The sequence below is a fragment of the Leifsonia sp. P73 genome (assembly GCF_051059105.1).
GTDB lineage: Bacteria > Actinomycetota > Actinomycetes > Actinomycetales > Microbacteriaceae > Leifsonia.
In genome coordinates this window covers 1-15,570 of record NZ_CP194932.1, presented here as the reverse complement: position 1 = coordinate 15,570, position 15,570 = coordinate 1, and the positions used below count along the sequence as shown (strand labels likewise).

Annotated in this window: 13 protein-coding genes and 3 pseudogenes; 9 read left to right on the top strand and 7 right to left on the bottom strand. The window is 66.8% G+C overall.

The genetic code is table 11. The features are described 5' to 3' along the window. Nucleotides 1-6 precede the first annotated feature (6 nt). The 3 genes from ACQ86L_RS21390 to ACQ86L_RS21380 all read right to left on the bottom strand — a co-directional run bounded on the left by ACQ86L_RS21390 (nucleotide 7) and on the right by ACQ86L_RS21380 (nucleotide 2,248). Nucleotides 7-1,080 (bottom strand): MFS transporter, encoded by a 1,074-nt coding sequence (locus ACQ86L_RS21390; RefSeq protein ID WP_434319006.1) that lies wholly within the window; start codon nucleotides 1,078-1,080, stop codon nucleotides 7-9. 116 nt (nucleotides 1,081-1,196) lie between these two features. Beyond that, on the bottom strand, nucleotides 1,197-1,901 hold the full coding sequence (locus ACQ86L_RS21385; protein ID WP_392342532.1) for an aquaporin: 705 nt from the start codon (nucleotides 1,899-1,901) through the stop codon (nucleotides 1,197-1,199). Continuing rightward, nucleotides 1,898-2,248: an ArsR/SmtB family transcription factor gene (locus tag ACQ86L_RS21380; RefSeq protein WP_392342530.1), complete on the bottom strand. Its 351-nt coding sequence runs from the start codon at nucleotides 2,246-2,248 to the stop codon at nucleotides 1,898-1,900. The genes ACQ86L_RS21385 and ACQ86L_RS21380 overlap by 4 nt, the downstream gene beginning before the upstream one ends. Before the next feature lie 86 nt (nucleotides 2,249-2,334). Between ACQ86L_RS21380 and ACQ86L_RS21375 the strand changes: the two genes are divergently transcribed. From ACQ86L_RS21375 to trxB, 5 genes and pseudogenes are all read left to right on the top strand, one after another. Then, a complete protein-coding gene (locus ACQ86L_RS21375; RefSeq protein WP_434319005.1) occupies nucleotides 2,335-3,654 on the top strand; it encodes an NAD(P)-binding domain-containing protein in 1,320 nt (439 codons plus the stop codon). A 35-nt stretch (nucleotides 3,655-3,689) separates the two neighbouring features. Then, nucleotides 3,690-4,580 (top strand): metalloregulator ArsR/SmtB family transcription factor, encoded by an 891-nt coding sequence (locus ACQ86L_RS21370; RefSeq protein ID WP_392342528.1) that lies wholly within the window; start codon nucleotides 3,690-3,692, stop codon nucleotides 4,578-4,580. A gap of 92 nt (nucleotides 4,581-4,672) precedes the next feature. Continuing rightward, nucleotides 4,673-5,083, top strand: coding sequence for an arsenate reductase ArsC (locus tag ACQ86L_RS21365; protein WP_392342526.1), 411 nt, complete (start codon nucleotides 4,673-4,675; stop codon nucleotides 5,081-5,083). A 3-nt stretch (nucleotides 5,084-5,086) separates the two neighbouring features. Further along, entirely contained in the window at nucleotides 5,087-5,749 is a 663-nt protein-coding gene (locus ACQ86L_RS21360) for an arsenate reductase ArsC (protein WP_392341567.1), read from the top strand. Further along, a pseudogene (gene trxB / locus ACQ86L_RS21355) lies at nucleotides 5,746-6,663 on the top strand (thioredoxin-disulfide reductase); the annotation flags it as partial. The gene ACQ86L_RS21360 and the pseudogene trxB, both read left to right, overlap by 4 nt. A gap of 508 nt (nucleotides 6,664-7,171) precedes the next feature. Here trxB and ACQ86L_RS21350 read toward each other — a convergent pair. From ACQ86L_RS21350 to ACQ86L_RS21335, 4 genes and pseudogenes are all read right to left on the bottom strand, one after another. Continuing rightward, a complete protein-coding gene (locus tag ACQ86L_RS21350; protein ID WP_392342524.1) occupies nucleotides 7,172-7,756 on the bottom strand; it encodes a DUF305 domain-containing protein in 585 nt (194 codons plus the stop codon). A gap of 289 nt (nucleotides 7,757-8,045) precedes the next feature. After that, a pseudogene (locus ACQ86L_RS21345) lies at nucleotides 8,046-8,189 on the bottom strand (hypothetical protein); the annotation flags it as partial. 199 nt (nucleotides 8,190-8,388) lie between these two features. Continuing rightward, nucleotides 8,389-10,557 (bottom strand): heavy metal translocating P-type ATPase, encoded by a 2,169-nt coding sequence (locus ACQ86L_RS21340; RefSeq protein WP_434319004.1) that lies wholly within the window; start codon nucleotides 10,555-10,557, stop codon nucleotides 8,389-8,391. 108 nt (nucleotides 10,558-10,665) lie between these two features. Further along, nucleotides 10,666-12,105 carry an MFS transporter gene (locus ACQ86L_RS21335; RefSeq protein WP_392342521.1) on the bottom strand — a complete coding sequence of 480 codons (1,440 nt, stop codon included), beginning with the start codon at nucleotides 12,103-12,105 and terminating at the stop codon, nucleotides 10,666-10,668. A gap of 156 nt (nucleotides 12,106-12,261) precedes the next feature. Between ACQ86L_RS21335 and ACQ86L_RS21330 the strand changes: the two genes are divergently transcribed. From ACQ86L_RS21330 to ACQ86L_RS21315, 4 genes and pseudogenes are all read left to right on the top strand, one after another. After that, nucleotides 12,262-12,543 (top strand): metal-sensitive transcriptional regulator, encoded by a 282-nt coding sequence (locus ACQ86L_RS21330; protein ID WP_392341578.1) that lies wholly within the window; start codon nucleotides 12,262-12,264, stop codon nucleotides 12,541-12,543. 25 nt (nucleotides 12,544-12,568) lie between these two features. After that, nucleotides 12,569-12,901 (top strand): heavy-metal-associated domain-containing protein, encoded by a 333-nt coding sequence (locus ACQ86L_RS21325; RefSeq protein ID WP_392342519.1) that lies wholly within the window; start codon nucleotides 12,569-12,571, stop codon nucleotides 12,899-12,901. Beyond that, entirely contained in the window at nucleotides 12,898-15,183 is a 2,286-nt protein-coding gene (locus ACQ86L_RS21320; RefSeq protein WP_392342517.1) for a heavy metal translocating P-type ATPase, read from the top strand. Before ACQ86L_RS21325 ends, ACQ86L_RS21320 begins: the two co-directional genes overlap by 4 nt. A gap of 138 nt (nucleotides 15,184-15,321) precedes the next feature. Next, nucleotides 15,322-15,569 (top strand): annotated as a pseudogene (locus ACQ86L_RS21315) (four-helix bundle copper-binding protein); the annotation flags it as partial. Between the last annotated feature and the right edge of the window lies 1 nt (nucleotide 15,570).

The window sequence follows — 15,570 nt, the reverse complement described above, 5'->3', positions numbered from 1 at the left end:
CAGGTCCTAGGTTGCGCGGGCGATGAGGAGCGGGATGAGTGCGACGCCGGCCATTGCCAACACCATCATTGAATACGAGCCGAGTCCGGCCGCGATGGTGGGCCCCAGTGCAGGTGAGAGGGCCGTCAGGACGGTGATGGGGGCGGCGAATACGCCGTTGATCGAGCCGTAGTTGCGGGTGCCCCACCGGTCTGCCACCGCGGATGCCTGAACGAGGGTGTGAGCGCCACGCACTGCACCGGTGGCGATCGCCACGACAATCAGCAACCACAGCGGACCGGGAACGAGCGCGAGTGCGGCCAGGAGGAGCGCCGCGCTGGCGGCGATGACTGCGATCGGAACCCACGGGTTGTGACCGTGTGGCGTGACGAAGAACAGGAGTCGGCCGATGACTTGCCCGGCCCCGACGAGTCCGAGCGTGATGGCGGCCGCCCCATAGCTGATTCCTTTTTCGGTGAGGAGCGGGATCAGGGAGAGCGTGACGGTGTAGAGGCTGGCGGTGAGCAGACCCATCGCGACTACCAGAAACCAGAATCGGCGGGTGCGGATCACAGTGGAAACGGTGTGCTCCGCTGCCTTCTCTTTGATGGGCTGCAGCGGCCAGGAGCGTTCGACGGTGAACCAGTGCAACGGCAGTGTGACGACCAGCAGCACGCCCGCGAGGATCAGCAACGTCGCCTGCCAGCTCCAGACTGCCAGCAGTGCCGCGGTGATCGGGGCGAACACGGTCGAGGCCAGCCCGCCGGCAAGGGTGAGGACGGTGAGTGCGCGTTGCCGCTTGTCGCTGTAACGCCGAGTGATGACAGCGAACGCAGCTTGGTAAAGCACTGCCGACTGGGCAACGCCGACGACCAGCCACGCGGTAAAGAACCACAGCAGACCCGGTGCGAACGCTGCGGCGACCAGGCCGCCGGTTCCTACGACGGCGCCAAGCGACATGACCAGTCGCGGATTCCACCTATCGATCAGTCGACCGACGACGATTCCGGATACTGCAGAGATGACGAGCCCCGCGGAAATCGCGCCGGTCACCGCCTGCAGGGTCCATCCGGTGTCGTGCGCGATGACAGGTGCGGCCACGATGGGGGCGTAGTAGAGGATGCCCCAGCTGACGACTTGTCCGATCGAGAGCGCCGCGAGGCTCCAACCCGATCGCACCCTGCTTGCAGCACCGGTCTGAGGGCCGGAACTTGTCATCACGCGTCCTGGGAGACGGTGAGCCGACCTTCCGCACTGGCGACCCGGACGGCCGGGAAGAACGCCCGGACCGCGACGAGCCCGACAACCCCGCCGAGGACCTGGGCGCCGATATAGCCGAGCGATGAGCTCGGGGCGATGCCGGCGAAGGTGTCGGTGAACATGCGTCCCACCGTGATCGCTGGATTTGCAAAGCTAGCCGAGCTGGTGAAGAAGTAGGCAGCACCGATGTAGGCGCCGACCGCGGGCGCGGCCAGCTGCGCGCGTCCCGTCCGGGCCAGAGCGAAGATCACCAGCACGAGGCCCGCTGTGGCGACAATCTCGGCCAGGAAGTGGGCCGGGGTGAGGCGGTCGGTGGTGCTCCATTGGACGGCGGTCTTCGCGAACATCAGGTTGGCGAGGATCGCCCCGGCGATGCAGCCGACGACTTGTGCGGGGACGTACCGGGCGACGTCATCCCAGCGCCGGTAGCCCAGCGCGGCATCCACTGCGGAGACGATCGGGTTGAAGTGTGCGCCGCTGACCGTAGCGAAAACGAGGATCAGCACCGTGAGGCCAAACGCTGTGGCGATCGCGTTCTCCAGCAACTGCAGACCAGTGTCCGTGGGGGAGAGCTGCTGGGCAGCGATACCGGAGCCGACGACCAGTGCGGTGAGCATGGCGCTGCCGACGAACTCGCCGGCGACGCGACGGAGGGCGCTCACGCGGTGGTCAGCAGCTGCGACACGCGGTCGAGCGCTCCGGGAACCAGCTTGTAGTACGCCCATGTTCCCCGCTTGGACCGGGTGAGGTAGCCGGCGTCCATCAGGATCTTGAGGTGATGCGAGACGGTGGGCTGGCTGAGGCCGATCGGGTCGGTGAGGTCGCACACGCAGGCTTCCTCGCCCTCGGACGCCGCGACGATCGAGATGAGCCGCAGCCGGGTCGGATCGGACAATGCCTTGAACGCGACGGCCATCGACTCTGCATCGGTCAGGCTCAGTGTCTCCTTCGTGAGGGGAGTGCAGCAGGAGCCCGCCACGGTCACGGGCAGCAGTTCGACGTTCGTCATGAAAGCCACTCTAACTGAATATTGACAAACTTCGATAGATGTATCAGGCTCTGCGTATCGACAAACTTCGATGTACCGGAGGAAGCATGACTCTCATCGACCTGACCGCCCCCGTGGTGCGCAGCAGCCGTCTCGACAACCTGCCGGTGGCGATCATCGGCGCCGGCCCGATCGGCCTGGCCGCCGCCGCGAATCTCGTGGAGCGCGGCATCGACTTCGTCATCTACGAAGCCGGCGAGAACGTCGCCAGCAGCGTCGACCAATGGGCGCACATCCGGTTCTTCTCACCGTGGCGGCACGCCATCGACCCGGCCTCCCGCCGACTGCTCGACGCAACCAGATGGACCGCCCCCGACCCGAAGGTGCTACCGACCGGCGCTGACCTGATCGAGAGCTACCTGCGCCCGCTGTCCCAGCTGCCTGCGATTGCCTCGCGTATTCGTACCGGTGTGACGGTCGCGGCGGTGAGCCGAGAGGGCATGGACCGCACCCGCACGGCCAACCGTGCCGACACCCCGTTCCTCCTCCGCCTGAGCGATGCATCCGGTGTGGTCGAGGAAGTTACCGCCCGCGCGGTGATCGATGCCTCCGGCACCTACCTGAGCCCAAACAGCCTGGCCTCCACCGGCCTCGAACCGCTCGGCCTGTCCGAGGTCGCCGACCACGTGACGCACGCGCTGCCGGACGTGCTGGGGCGTGAGCGCGCCCGGTTCGCCGGCAAGCACACCACCGTCGTCGGCGCCGGGCACTCCGCCGCGAACACGCTTTTGAACCTCGCTGCACTTGCCCGCGAAGAGCCGGGCACGCGAATCACGTGGCTGATCCGCAACGCCAGCGCCGTGCGCGTCACGACGTCCGAGGACGACGAGCTGGCCGCCCGCGCCGCGATCGGCTCCCGCGTCGAGCGGCTGGTCGCCGCTGGCATCATCGAGCAACTCGACCGCTTCGAGATCGTCCGACTCGCGGCCGCCGGCGACGGCGTCCGCCTGATCGGCCACCGCGCAGGGGAACTGGTCGAGCACGAGACCGACGTCGTCGTGAATGCGACAGGTTTCCGCCCGAACCTCGACATCCTGCGCGAGGTCCGGCTGGAGCTCGACGAGATCGTGGAAGCGCCCAAGCGTCTCGCGCCGCTGATCGACCCGAACCTGCACAGCTGCGGAACCGTCGCCCCGCACGGATTCGCCGAACTGCAGCAGCCCGAGCCGAACTTCTTCCTGGCCGGGATGAAGTCCTACGGGCGTGCCCCGACGTTCTTGCTCGCCACCGGCTATGAGCAGGTGCGCTCGATCACCGCCTGGATCGCGGGCGACGTCGCCGCTGCAACCAACGTCGAACTGGTGCTGCCAGCTACCGGCGTCTGCTCGAGCGGTCCGGCGGCTGCCGGCGGATCGTGCTGCTCTTAGCCGAACCGGACACGGCGCCGCATAGACTCGCGTCTATGGGTGCTGTGCCATCGGGCGGCGAGACGCTGCGGAGCCTGAAGCGAATCAGTGATCCCACGCGCGCCCGCATCTTGTCCCTCATCCTGGACAGCGCCGACGGCCGCGCCTCGGTCACCCGGCTGGCAGACGCTCTGGGGCTGCGCCAGCCAGCGGTGTCGCATCACTTGAAAGTGCTGCACGAGGACGGTCTGGTGCGGCGGTCGCCGGAGGGTCGACAGGTCTGGTACTCAATCGAGCCCGACCAAATCGACCGCGTCTCCGAACTCATCGGAGAGCCCGCGCCCGCGCAGGCTGACGATGTGCTGGACCGGATCAGCAGCGACCTCACCGCCCGCTTCGCCGGCGTCTTCGCGCCCGAGACAGTCGACCGCTACGTGCGGGAGAGCCACCAGCTGCTCGCTGACGATGCGCACATCACCAGGCAGCTAACCTCGCTGACGTCCCGGTTCGCGGCCGACCGGCTTGACGCGCTCGCGCGCGAGCAAGGCGTCTCCGCCCAGACGCCCGAAGTGCTGTTCGTCTGCGTGCAGAACGCCGGCCGATCGCAAATCGCCGCGGCGATCCTCAAGCACCTGGCCGGCGACCGGGTGCGAGTGCGCACCGCCGGGTCAGAGCCGGCGGACGCAGTGCGGCCCACGGTTGTCACCGCGCTGGACGAAATTGGGGTATCGCTGGCTGGCGAGTATCCGAAGCCGCTGACCGATGAGGTGGTGCGTGCTGCGGATGTGGTGATCACGATGGGCTGCGGTGATGCCTGTCCCATCTATCCCGGCCGCCGCTACCTCGACTGGGAGCTGGACGACCCCGCCGGGCTCCCGCTCGCCCGCGTGCGAGAGATCCGCGACGACATCGAAGCGCGTGTTCGCGAATTGCTCGACACGCTCTGACGTGAACGCCGGCTGAACTTTCCGCCCACCCGTTCACTTAACCATAGATGCGCGTCTATGCTTTTCGTAGACCCACGAAAGCGAGGAACACCATGTCCGAGAAACCCACCGTCCTGTTCGTCTGCATCCACAACGCCGGCCGCTCCCAGATGGCCGCCGGCTTCATGAAGGAGCTGTCGGGTGGAGCGGTCGATGTGCTCTCCGCCGGCTCCGAGCCCAAGGACCAGATCAACCCCATCGCCATCCAGGTGATGGCCGAAGAGGGCATCGACATCGCCAACGAAGTCCCCAAGATCCTCACCACCGACGCCGTGAAGGAATCGGATGTGGTGATCACGATGGGCTGCGGCGACACCTGCCCGATCTTCCCCGGCAAGCGCTACGAGGACTGGGAGCTCACCGACCCGGCAGGCCGTCCCGTCGACGAGGTTCGCCCGATCCGCGACGAGATCAAGCAGCGGGTGCAGAACCTGCTCGCTGAGATCCTTCCCGCCAAGGTCTGAACGATGACCCTCGACGTGGACGATCGGCGCGGCCTCCCCGGGCTCAGCTACCCGGAGGAGTATCTGCGGCGTCTGGCGGATGAGCTCACGGAGAAGTTCACCGGCATCTTCAACCGCGAGACGGTGGAGCGCTACGTGCTCGAGTCCTACACGGCACTCCTGCGTACCGCCACGGTGAAAGCGCACCTGGCCACACGCACCATCCACTTCGCCACCGAACGCCTCACGGCGCTCGCCCAGGCCAAGGGCGCGCTCGGGGTCGGCGTGCCGGAGGTGCTGTTCGTGTGCGAGCAGAATGCCGGCCGGTCCCAGATGGCCGCCGTGCTCACCGAGCATCTCTCCGGCGGCCGCGTCCACGTCCGCTCCGCCGGCTCCGCCCCCGCGGACCAGCTCAACCCCGCCGTGGTTGAGGCCATGAGCGAGATCGGGTTGGACCTCAGCCGCGAGTTCCCGAAGCCCCTCACCGACGACGTGGTCCAAGCCGCCGACGTCGTGGTGACGATGGGGTGCGGCGACGCCTGCCCGATCTACCCGGGCAAGCGCTACCAGGACTGGGAACTCACCGACCCCGCCGACCTGCCCATCGACCAGGTACGGCAGATCCGCGACACCATCACCGAGCACGTCCGCGCGCTCCTGACCAGTCTGGAAGCCGCCCCCGCATGAGCATCGAGAACGTCGTCGTCATCGGCTCCGGCCCCGCCGGATACACCGCCGCCAACTACCTCGCCCGCGCGGGTCTCGCACCGATCGTGCTGACCAGCTCCGTCGAGATCGGCGGCGCCCTGGTCAACACCACCGAGGTCGAGAACTTCCCCGGTTTCGTCGACGGCATCCAGGGCCCTGACCTGATGGACAAGCTGCGCCAGCAGGCCGAGAAGTTCGGCGCCCGCCTCGTCTACGACGACGCCACCGCCCTCGACCTCACCGGTGACATCAAGACCATCACCACCGGCAGCGGCACCATCTACCAGGCACACGCCGTCGTCCTCGCAATGGGCTCCGCCTACCGCAAACTCGGCGTCGACGGCGAAGAACGCCTCTCCGGCTACGGAGTCTCGTGGTGCGCCGTGTGTGACGGGGCGTTCTTCCGCAACCAGAACATCGCCGTCGCCGGCGGCGGAGACTCCGCCGTGGAAGAAGCCATGTTCCTCACCCGGTTCGCGGACTCGGTCACCCTCATCCACCGCCGCGACCAGCTCCGCGCCTCCAAGATCATGCAAAACCGCGCACTCGCGAACCCGAAGATCACGATGCGGTGGAACACCCAGATCGTCGAAGCCCACGGCGACGACAAGCTCAGCCGCCTCAGCCTCCGCGACACCATCACCGGCCAGGACGACGTCCTCGACGCGACCGGGCTGTTCATCGCCATCGGCCACGACCCGCGCAGCGCTCTCGTCGCGGGACAAGTTGATCTCGACCCGGACGGCTACGTGAAGGTCAAGCACCCCACCACCGAGACCAATCTGCCCGGCGTGTTCGCCTGCGGCGACCTCGTGGACCGCCGCTACCGGCAAGCCATCACGGCCGCCGGCACCGGCTGCTCCGCCGCCCTGGACGCCGAGCACTATCTGGCCGCTCACGGGCTCGGAACACCCGTACCGGCCGTGGCCGATGAAGGGGTTTCACCGCGGAGCTCGCCGTCACGTCGGAGCTTCCGCGGCAGAGCTGGTAAGAGCTACCGGCTGACTCGTCGCGTGAGCCGCGGGATATTAAGGTCATGCGCAGAATCACCTATGCCGGCACGTGGTTCGATACCAGCGACAGCGTCGCAGAGGCCATCATGGAGTACTCCAAAGCGTTGGCCTACAACGACATCGCAGACACCATCAACGTCCCTGGCAGGAGCGCCACGGGAGACACCGGGATGGCCGAAGTCATCATCGGGCCGGCCAGCCAGATCGTCAGCGCACCCATCGAATCCATCAGCGAGAACGAGTTCGACGACCCAGTACTGGTTGCCGAGCTGAGAGAGCGGACGGTCCCTTTGCAGCCTCGTCGTCCGTTAGTGGAGCAAGATGGGGCGGGTGCCGCCGCTGCAGGGGGACTGTGGGGTCGCGACGACACCCGCGGGGGTGGGATGGACTAGAGGCTGGCGAGCAGGCTCTGCATGGTGGCGATCTCGGCGGTCTGATCGGTGACGATCTTCTTCGCCAGGGCCATGGCGTCCGTGTTCTTTCCCGTCTTTACTTCCTCGTTGGCCATGTCGATGGCACCTTGGTGGTGCTCAATCATCTGGGTGAGGAAGAGTTTTCCTGCGTCGGCGCCGGAGGCGTCTTTGAGCGCCTTCATGTCGGAGTCCGACATCATCCCGCCCATGTCGTGAGACATCCCGGCGGAGGCGTTCCAGGTGTTCAGCCAGCCGTTCATGGTGTCGATTTCCGGCTGCTGCGCTGCTTTGATCTTCTGCGCAAGCTCGGTGACCTTCGCGTTCACGCCGGTCTTGGACAGCACCATATCGGCCATCTCGATGGCCTGCTGGTGGTGCATCACCATGTTCTGGGCAAACGAAATGTCGGCCTTGTTGTGCGCGCCGGTTGCCGTAGCGGAACTGGACGAGCCGCCCATGTCCATGCCGGAGTGACCGCTGCCAGCGGTGCCGGAGCAGCCGGCGAGGATCAATGCGGTCGCGAGAGCGCCCGAGGCGAGCACCATCATCTTCAACTTCATAGCGAATTGCTTCTCTCTTGCTCGAAAAAGGATTGTTCCCGGCCCGACATAAGGACGGGTCGACCGTGCCCGGGTATGACCGGGCGCAGGAGCAATCAGGTTCGGCTAATGGAGAGAGTGAGAAGCGACGGCGGCGATGGGGGAGCCACAGCGGCGGCAGCGCCACAGCAAGCGCCGCGACGAGCCGATAGAGGTCGCTACCCCACCGGCTGATTATGACCCGGACGATGAGGATGAGGGTGGTGATCAGCAGCGCCAGCAGACAGGCCATGCTGGCCATGTTGTGTCCGGACTCGCAGGCGCCACTACAGTCCGTCGTTGCGGCGCCGGCCGGAGAAGGCTCCGTCGTTAGCACCGTGTCGGTGTGTTCGTGGGTCGCCGCGGCGGTGTGATGGCCGCTGTGGTCGGTACTCGTGGCCGTGATGACGTGCATCGCCAGCAACCCGACCACGATCGCCGCGACACCGAGGGCCAGGAACGCGACCCGGTGCCAGCTGTTTCGTCGTGGCAAGCGAAGACTGTTGCTGACCACGACACCTCCAACCGATTCGTACGGACGCGCCTAGGGTAACGCGTGTTTCTGGACACGCCCAGGGGGTGTGGCGCATGCCCCGCCCCGCTGGGTGCTGTGTTCAACGTCTGGTCGCTGGCTCCCGGGACGATTCCGCGGGTGCGGGTTGGTTGGTTGCGGCGCGCACACTTGTCTCGGGGCGCAGGTCGAGCCGGCGAAGGAGTTGCGCGTTCAGTGCGACAACGATGGTCGACAGGGACATCAGCAGGGCGCCGACCGACATGGGCAGCACGAACCCGATCGGGGCGAGCACGCCGGCGGCGAGGGGAACGGAGATGAGGTTGTATCCGGCGGCCCACCAGAGGTTCTGCTTCATCTTGCGGTAACTGGCCCGGGACAGCTCGATCACCGAGAGCACCGATCGGGGGTCGTCGCTGGCAAGGATCACACCAGCGGAGGCGATCGCCACATCCGTACCGGCACCGATCGCGATGCCGACGTCAGCCTGGGCGAGGGCGGGGGCATCATTGACGCCGTCGCCGACCATCGCCACCTTGCGGCCTTCAGCCTGCAGCTCCTTGACCTTGGCGGACTTGTCCTCCGGGCGGACACCGGCGAAGTAGCGGTCGATGCCGAGCTCTGTGGCAACGGATTTCGCCACCGCTTCGGCGTCACCGGTGATCATCACCACCTGAACCTTCTGCGCCTGGAGCGCCTGGACGGCCTGCCGGGACTCTTCCCTGACCTCGTCGGCCAGTTTCAACGCCCCGGTCACCTGTCCGTCGACGAGGACGTGCAAGATGATCGCACCGTCGGCACGCCATTCTTCAACACCGTCCAGCTCGTCCGCGTTCTCCTGCTCGAGCAGGTTCGGGCCGCCGACCTGCACACGATGTCCGCCGACCGTCGCGGAGACTCCCACCGCGGGGGAGGATTCGAAATCGGACGCCGCCGGCACGGTAAGGGTGCGGCTGCCTGCTGCGCTCACGATCGCGTGCGCCAGCGGGTGCTCGGAATCGGTCTCGGCTGCCGCCGCGAGAGCGAGGAGCTCGTCCTGCTGGATGCTGCCGACAGTCTGAATTGCGATGACGGTCGGTTCGCCCTTGGTGAGGGTGCCGGTCTTGTCGAACAGGACCGTGTCAACGGTGCGCATGCTCTCCAACGCCAGCCGGTCCTTGATCAGGACTCCGCCGCGGGCGGCCCGTTCGGTAGCGATCGAGACCACGAGGGGGATTGCCAGGCCGAGGGCGTGCGGGCAGGCGATCACCAGTACCGTGATGGTTCGCACGACCGCCTCATCGGGCAGTCCGATCATCGTCCAGATAAGCGCCGTGATCACCGCGGAGCCCAGAGCGAACCAGAACAGCCAGCCAGCGGCGGTGTCGGCGATCCGTTGCGCCCGCGAGGACGAGTTCTGGGCGTCGCTGACGAGGCGTTGGATTCCGGCCAGGGCGGTGTCGTCACCGACGGCGGTGATTTCGATCCGCAGTCCGGAGTCGGTTGCGACAGTGCCGGCAACGACGGGGTCTCCGACGTCACGGCGGACGGTGCGGGACTCTCCGGTGATCATCGACTCGTCCATGCTTGCCGTACCAGAGACGATCCGGCCGTCCGCCGGTACCCGTCCGCCCGGCCGGACCACGACCAGGTCACCACGCTGCAGTTCGGCCGGCGGCACCGACACGGTGCTCTCGCCTTCGACCCGTTCGGCCTCATCCGGCAACAGGGCCGCCAGCGAGTCCAGCGCGGAGGTGGTCTGGGCGAGGGACCGCATCTCGATCCAGTGCCCGAGCAGCATGATCACGATCAGCAGGGCCAGTTCCCACCAGAAATCCAGTTCGTGATCCAGCAGCCCGAGGCTGGCACCCCAGGAGGCAAGGAACGCGACGGTGATCGCCAGGGCGATCAGGAGCATCATTCCCGGCTTCAACGCACGCAGTTCACTGACCGCTCCGGTGAGGAACGGCTTGCCGCCCCACACGTACATCACCGTGCCGAGGACCGGTGAGATCCACGCAACCCAGGCCGCGTCGGGAAGCGGGTAGCCGAGGATCATTGCGAACATCGGGGAGAACACGACGACCGGGATCGCCACCACGAGCATGATCCAAAACAGCCGACGGAACTGGCCGACGTGGTCGCCATGCCCGCCGTGCCCGCTGTGGTCCATGCTGCTGTGCTCCATCGCAGCGTGATCCATCTGTTCATGGCCGTGGTGGTCGTGTCCCATCGCGCCGTGGTCCATGCCGTCGTGCTGACCGGCAGGCGGCCGCGAGGTGGGGGTGTGCATGCTGTGGTCCTGTTCTGGCGTGCCCATACCGGAAAGTTATACCCCTAGGGGGTATATGTCAAGAGGTGGTGGCCTGTGGGAGGGGCGCCCGAGGGCGCCCCTCCTTGATTAGTGGGGCTGTCCGACGGTTGCCGTCTGCGGCTCGGGGGCAAGGGTGTGCGGCTGCCGCATCGTCGCCACGACGATGATGGCGCCGGCGGCCGCGACCAGAGCTGCGCCGAGGAAGGCCGCCGAGTAGCCGTCGGTCAGGGCGATCCGGCTGGTGCCGGTGCCGGTGATGCTGGCCGCGACGGCGGTCAGGACGGCCAGGCCGAGAGCGGAGCCGATCTGGTAACTGGTGCTCACGAGCCCCGAGGCGACCCCGGTTTCAGCGGGCGGAGCGGCGCCGACCGCTGTTCCCAGGGACGGGACAAAGGCGAGCGACATGCCGAGCGCCGCGACGAGCGAAGCCGGCAACACATCCAGCAGATAGCTACCGTCGGGGCGGACCAGTGCCAGCCAGCCAAGTCCGACGGCCAGCAGCAGAAGCCCGGTGACGATCATCGACTTGGCGCCGAACCGTGCCTGCAACCGCGGTGCGAGAGCAACCATCCCCAACACGATCAGGCCCGTCATGGGCAGCAGCGCCGCTCCAGCGGCGAAGGCTCCAGCACCAAGGACCTGTTGCAGGTAAAGGTTCAGGAAGAACCACATCGACACCCAGGCGGCACCGAGCAGCAGCTGTGCGATGTTGGCCGAGCCGAGCTGCGGTGCGCGCAGCAGGCCCAGGCGGAGCAACGGGTGACGCGAGCGAGCCTGGATGAGGAAGAACGCGGCAAGCAAGACGACGCCGGCGCCGAGCACCACCAGGGTAGGAGTAGTCAGCCAACCGAGTTCGGGCGCCCTGACGATCGCATAGACCACCGCGGCCAGGCCGCCGGTCGCGGTGATGGCGCCGGCTACGTCGATCGAACCGGCCGCGCCTCGCGCCGTCTGAGGCAGCGCCCGGGCGGTGAAGGCGAGCACGAGGAGGGCGATCGGGACGGTGATGTAGAACACCCAGGGCCAGCTGGCGTACTCCGTCAGCACACCGCCGAGGAAGACCCCTGCGGTGCCGCCGATCGGCGCCGCAGCTCCGTAGACGGCGAACGCTTTCGGCAGTTCGGCGGTGCCGCCGAAAAGCATCATCAGCAGGGTCAGCGCGGCCGGTGCGATCAGCGCAGCTCCCGCGCCTTGGATGGCTCGACCGGCGATTTCCACGCCAGCGTTCCCGGCCGCGCCGGCGAGGATCGAGCCGGCGATCAGCACCAGCCAACCGGTGACGAAGATCTTCCGTGCTCCGAACGCGTCGGCGAGGCGGCCACCGAGAAGGAGCAGGCCGCCGAACGCGATCACGTACGCGTTGAACACCCACGACAGCGACTCCGGTGTGAAGCCCAACGCTCGTTGCAGATCGGGCAATGCGACGCCGATGATCGAGGTGTCCATGATGACCACGAACTGGGCGGCGGCGATCAGCACGAGACCGAGCCACCGCCTCGGGTGGGGGGCTGGCGGGGGAGTAGACATGAGGTTCCTTTGCGCTCAACGATTGCCGTGTACCCGGCGGGGGTATAAGCTATACCTACGGGGGGTATGTGTGTCAAGCTCTGCGACTGATTGACAAATCGGCATCTCGGAGAGTTACAATGCATACCCTGGTGGGGTATTTGCGTAGGGAGCATCATGATCGGCTACATCGACAACAAAGAAGACATCCTCAAACGGCTGCGCCGTGCCGAGGGGCAGGTGCGCGGCATTCAGCGGATGGTCGAAGAAGACACCTACTGCATCGACGTGCTCACCCAAGTGTCGGCCGCGACGAAGGCGCTGGAGACGGTGGCGCTCGCCCTGCTGGATGACCACCTCAGCCATTGCGTCGCCGAAGCCACCGCCGAAGGCGGCACCGTCGCCGAAGAGAAGATCCGCGAAGCATCCGCCGCGATCGCCCGACTCGTCCGTTCCTAACCACACGATCCAAGGAGAAACCCTCATGTGCAGTCCAACCACCGGTAACAGCGACCTCGGCCTCACCGACAAGGACAGCGCGTGCACCTGCAGCACGGACGCTCACGGTCACACCGACACCGCCTCCGTGGCCTCGACCGCGCCAACGGTCGACTACCTGGTGGCCGGGATGACCTGCTCGCACTGCGTGGCCAGCGTCACCGAAGAGCTGGAAGCCCTTGACGGTGTCGAAGCGGTCAGCGTGGAGCTGAACGCCGGCGGAACCTCGAAGGTCACAGTTTCCTCGGCGACGCCTCTCGACGCTGACGCGGTCCGCGCCGCGATCGACGAGGCGGGATACTCGCTGGTCACGGCATGAGCGCCGACGCGATTGAACTCGAGATCGGCGGGATGACCTGCGCCTCCTGCGCCACCCGGATCGAGCGCAAGCTCAACCGGATCGAGGGCGTTGAGGCGACCGTCAACTACGCCACCGAGAAGGCCAAAGTCAGCGCGCACGGCGTCGACACATCCACGCTGATCGCTGCGGTAAAGTCCGCCGGCTACACCGCCACCGTGCCCGCCCCACCCCAGACCGTCGAGGAGCCAGCCGGGTCACCTGTCGACCGGGAGACTCTGGAGTTGCGCCGACGCCTGTTCGTGTCGGCGGCCCTGGCTCTACCGGTGGTCGTGCTGTCGATGGTCCCGGCTCTCCAGTTCACCAACTGGCAGTGGCTCGCGCTAACCCTTGCCGCACCCGTGGCGGTCTGGGGCGCGTGGCCGTTCCACCGTGCCGCGTGGGTCAACGCCCGGCACGGTGCAGCCACGATGGACACCCTGATCAGCGTCGGCGTCATCGCCGCGTTCGGCTGGTCCCTCTACGCGTTGTTCTTCGGCATGGCCGGCATACCGGGCATGCACATGAGCTTCCAGCTGATCACCACTCCAGGCGCCGGCGCGGATGAGATCTACCTGGAGGTCGCATCCGCGGTGACCGTGTTCATCCTCGCCGGCCGCTACTTCGAAGCCCGGGCCAAGCGCGAGTCCGGTGCAGCGCTGCGGGCCCTGCTGGAGCTCGGCGCAAAAGGCGCCGTCCTCCTCACAGACGGTGTCGAGACGCGGGTGCCGGTGACCTCTCTTGCCCTCGGCGATCGATTCGTCGTCCGGCCAGGGGAGAAGGTCGCAACCGACGGTCAGGTGGTTGAGGGTTCGTCCGCGATCGATATGAGCATGCTCACCGGCGAATCCGTTCCCGTCGAGGTCGGCCCCACCGACCACGTCGCCGGGGCCACGGTAAACGTCGGCGGACGCCTGGTGATCGAGGTCACCGCGGTCGGCGCCGACACAGAACTGGCCCGGCTGGGGCGGCTCGTCGAAGAGGCCCAGACCGGCAAGGCCGAAGCACAACGCCTGGCCGACCGGGTATCGGCCATCTTCGTGCCCGTTGTGATCGGTCTGGCGTTGGCGGCCTTCGTACTCTGGCTGGCGCTCGGTGCCGGTATCGAGCCGGCGTTCACCGCGGCCGTCGCCACCCTGATCATCGCCTGCCCGTGCGCGCTCGGCCTGGCCACCCCGACTGCGTTGCTGGTGGGAACCGGTCGTGGAGCGCAGCTAGGCCTGCTGATCCGTGGCCCGCAGGTCCTGGAACAAACCCGCCGCACCGACACGATCGTGCTGGATAAGACCGGCACGGTCACCACTGGCCGGATGAGCCTCACCGCCGTGCACACCGCCGTCGGCGAAGACGAGAGCACTCTCCTCGCCATTGCCGCCGCCGCCGAACACGGGTCCGAACACCCCGTGGGCCGGGCCGTCGTCGACGGTGCGCGCGACCGCGGGATCCCGCTTGCCCCGGCGGAGTCGTTCCATTCCGAGCAGGGCCTCGGCATCCAGGCCGTCATCGACGGCCGTCACGTCGTCGTCGGACGCGCATCCTGGCTGACCGATGCGTGGGCGCTCGAGCTGCCTGCAGATATCGCTGAGGACATCCGGCTTGCGGAGAGCCAAGCGATGACCGCTGTCGTGATCGGTTGGGACGGTGCGGTACGTGGTGCCCTTGTGGTCAGCGACACCATCAAGGAGTCCAGCGCGGCCGCGATCACGGAGTTCCGGCGCCTCGGATTGACTCCGGTGCTTTTGACCGGCGATAACGAGGGTGCCGCGAAGGCGATCGCCGAACGCGTCGGCATCCGCGACGTCCGCGCTGGCGTCACACCGCAGGGCAAACTCGACGCGATCCGTCAGCTCCAAAGTGACGGTCATGCGGTGGCAATGGTCGGCGATGGGGTCAACGATGCGGCCGCCCTCGCCGCCGCCGACCTCGGTATCGCCATGGGCGCCGGGACGAACGCGGCCATCGCCGCCAGCGACATCACCGTGATGAGCGGTGACCTCCTCGCCGTCGGCGACGCCATCCGGCTCGCCCGTCGCACCCTCGGCACCATCAAGGGAAACCTCTTCTGGGCGTTCGCCTACAACGTCGCAGCGATCCCAGTGGCCATGCTGGGCCTGCTGAACCCGCTCCTAGCGGGCGGAGCGATGGCGCTATCCAGCGTCTTCGTTGTCAGCAACAGCCTCCGACTGCGCAGCTTCAGAGGACACACCACCACCCGCGTGCCCCAAAGAAGAACGAGCGCCGTCGTCGCCACAGCCAGCAAATAGGCCCGGCGGCCAAAAGGCCAGTGGAATGCGGAAGACCCGAGCCCCAGCTCGGGTCTTCCGCATTTTCCTTTTGGCTCGGGTTGCGATCGGCGTGCCGTCGCTCTGGCAAGGGGACTGCCGATCCCTGAGAAGACCCCAATGTCCACCATCCAGCAGACGCTCGAGAGCTACCCAGCCGACCTCGGCGGTATCGACCAGCAGAAACTCGTCGCTGCATCCAAGCGTGCGGCGAATGCAAGCAAGCATGCACCAGCTGCGCCGATGCTTGCCCTAGCGAAGAAATGGTCGCCGAGCTCATCAAATGCATCCGCACAGACCTCGACTGCGCCGACATCTGCGACTCTACCGAGGCGGTGCTTTCACGTCACACCGGCTATGACGCCAACG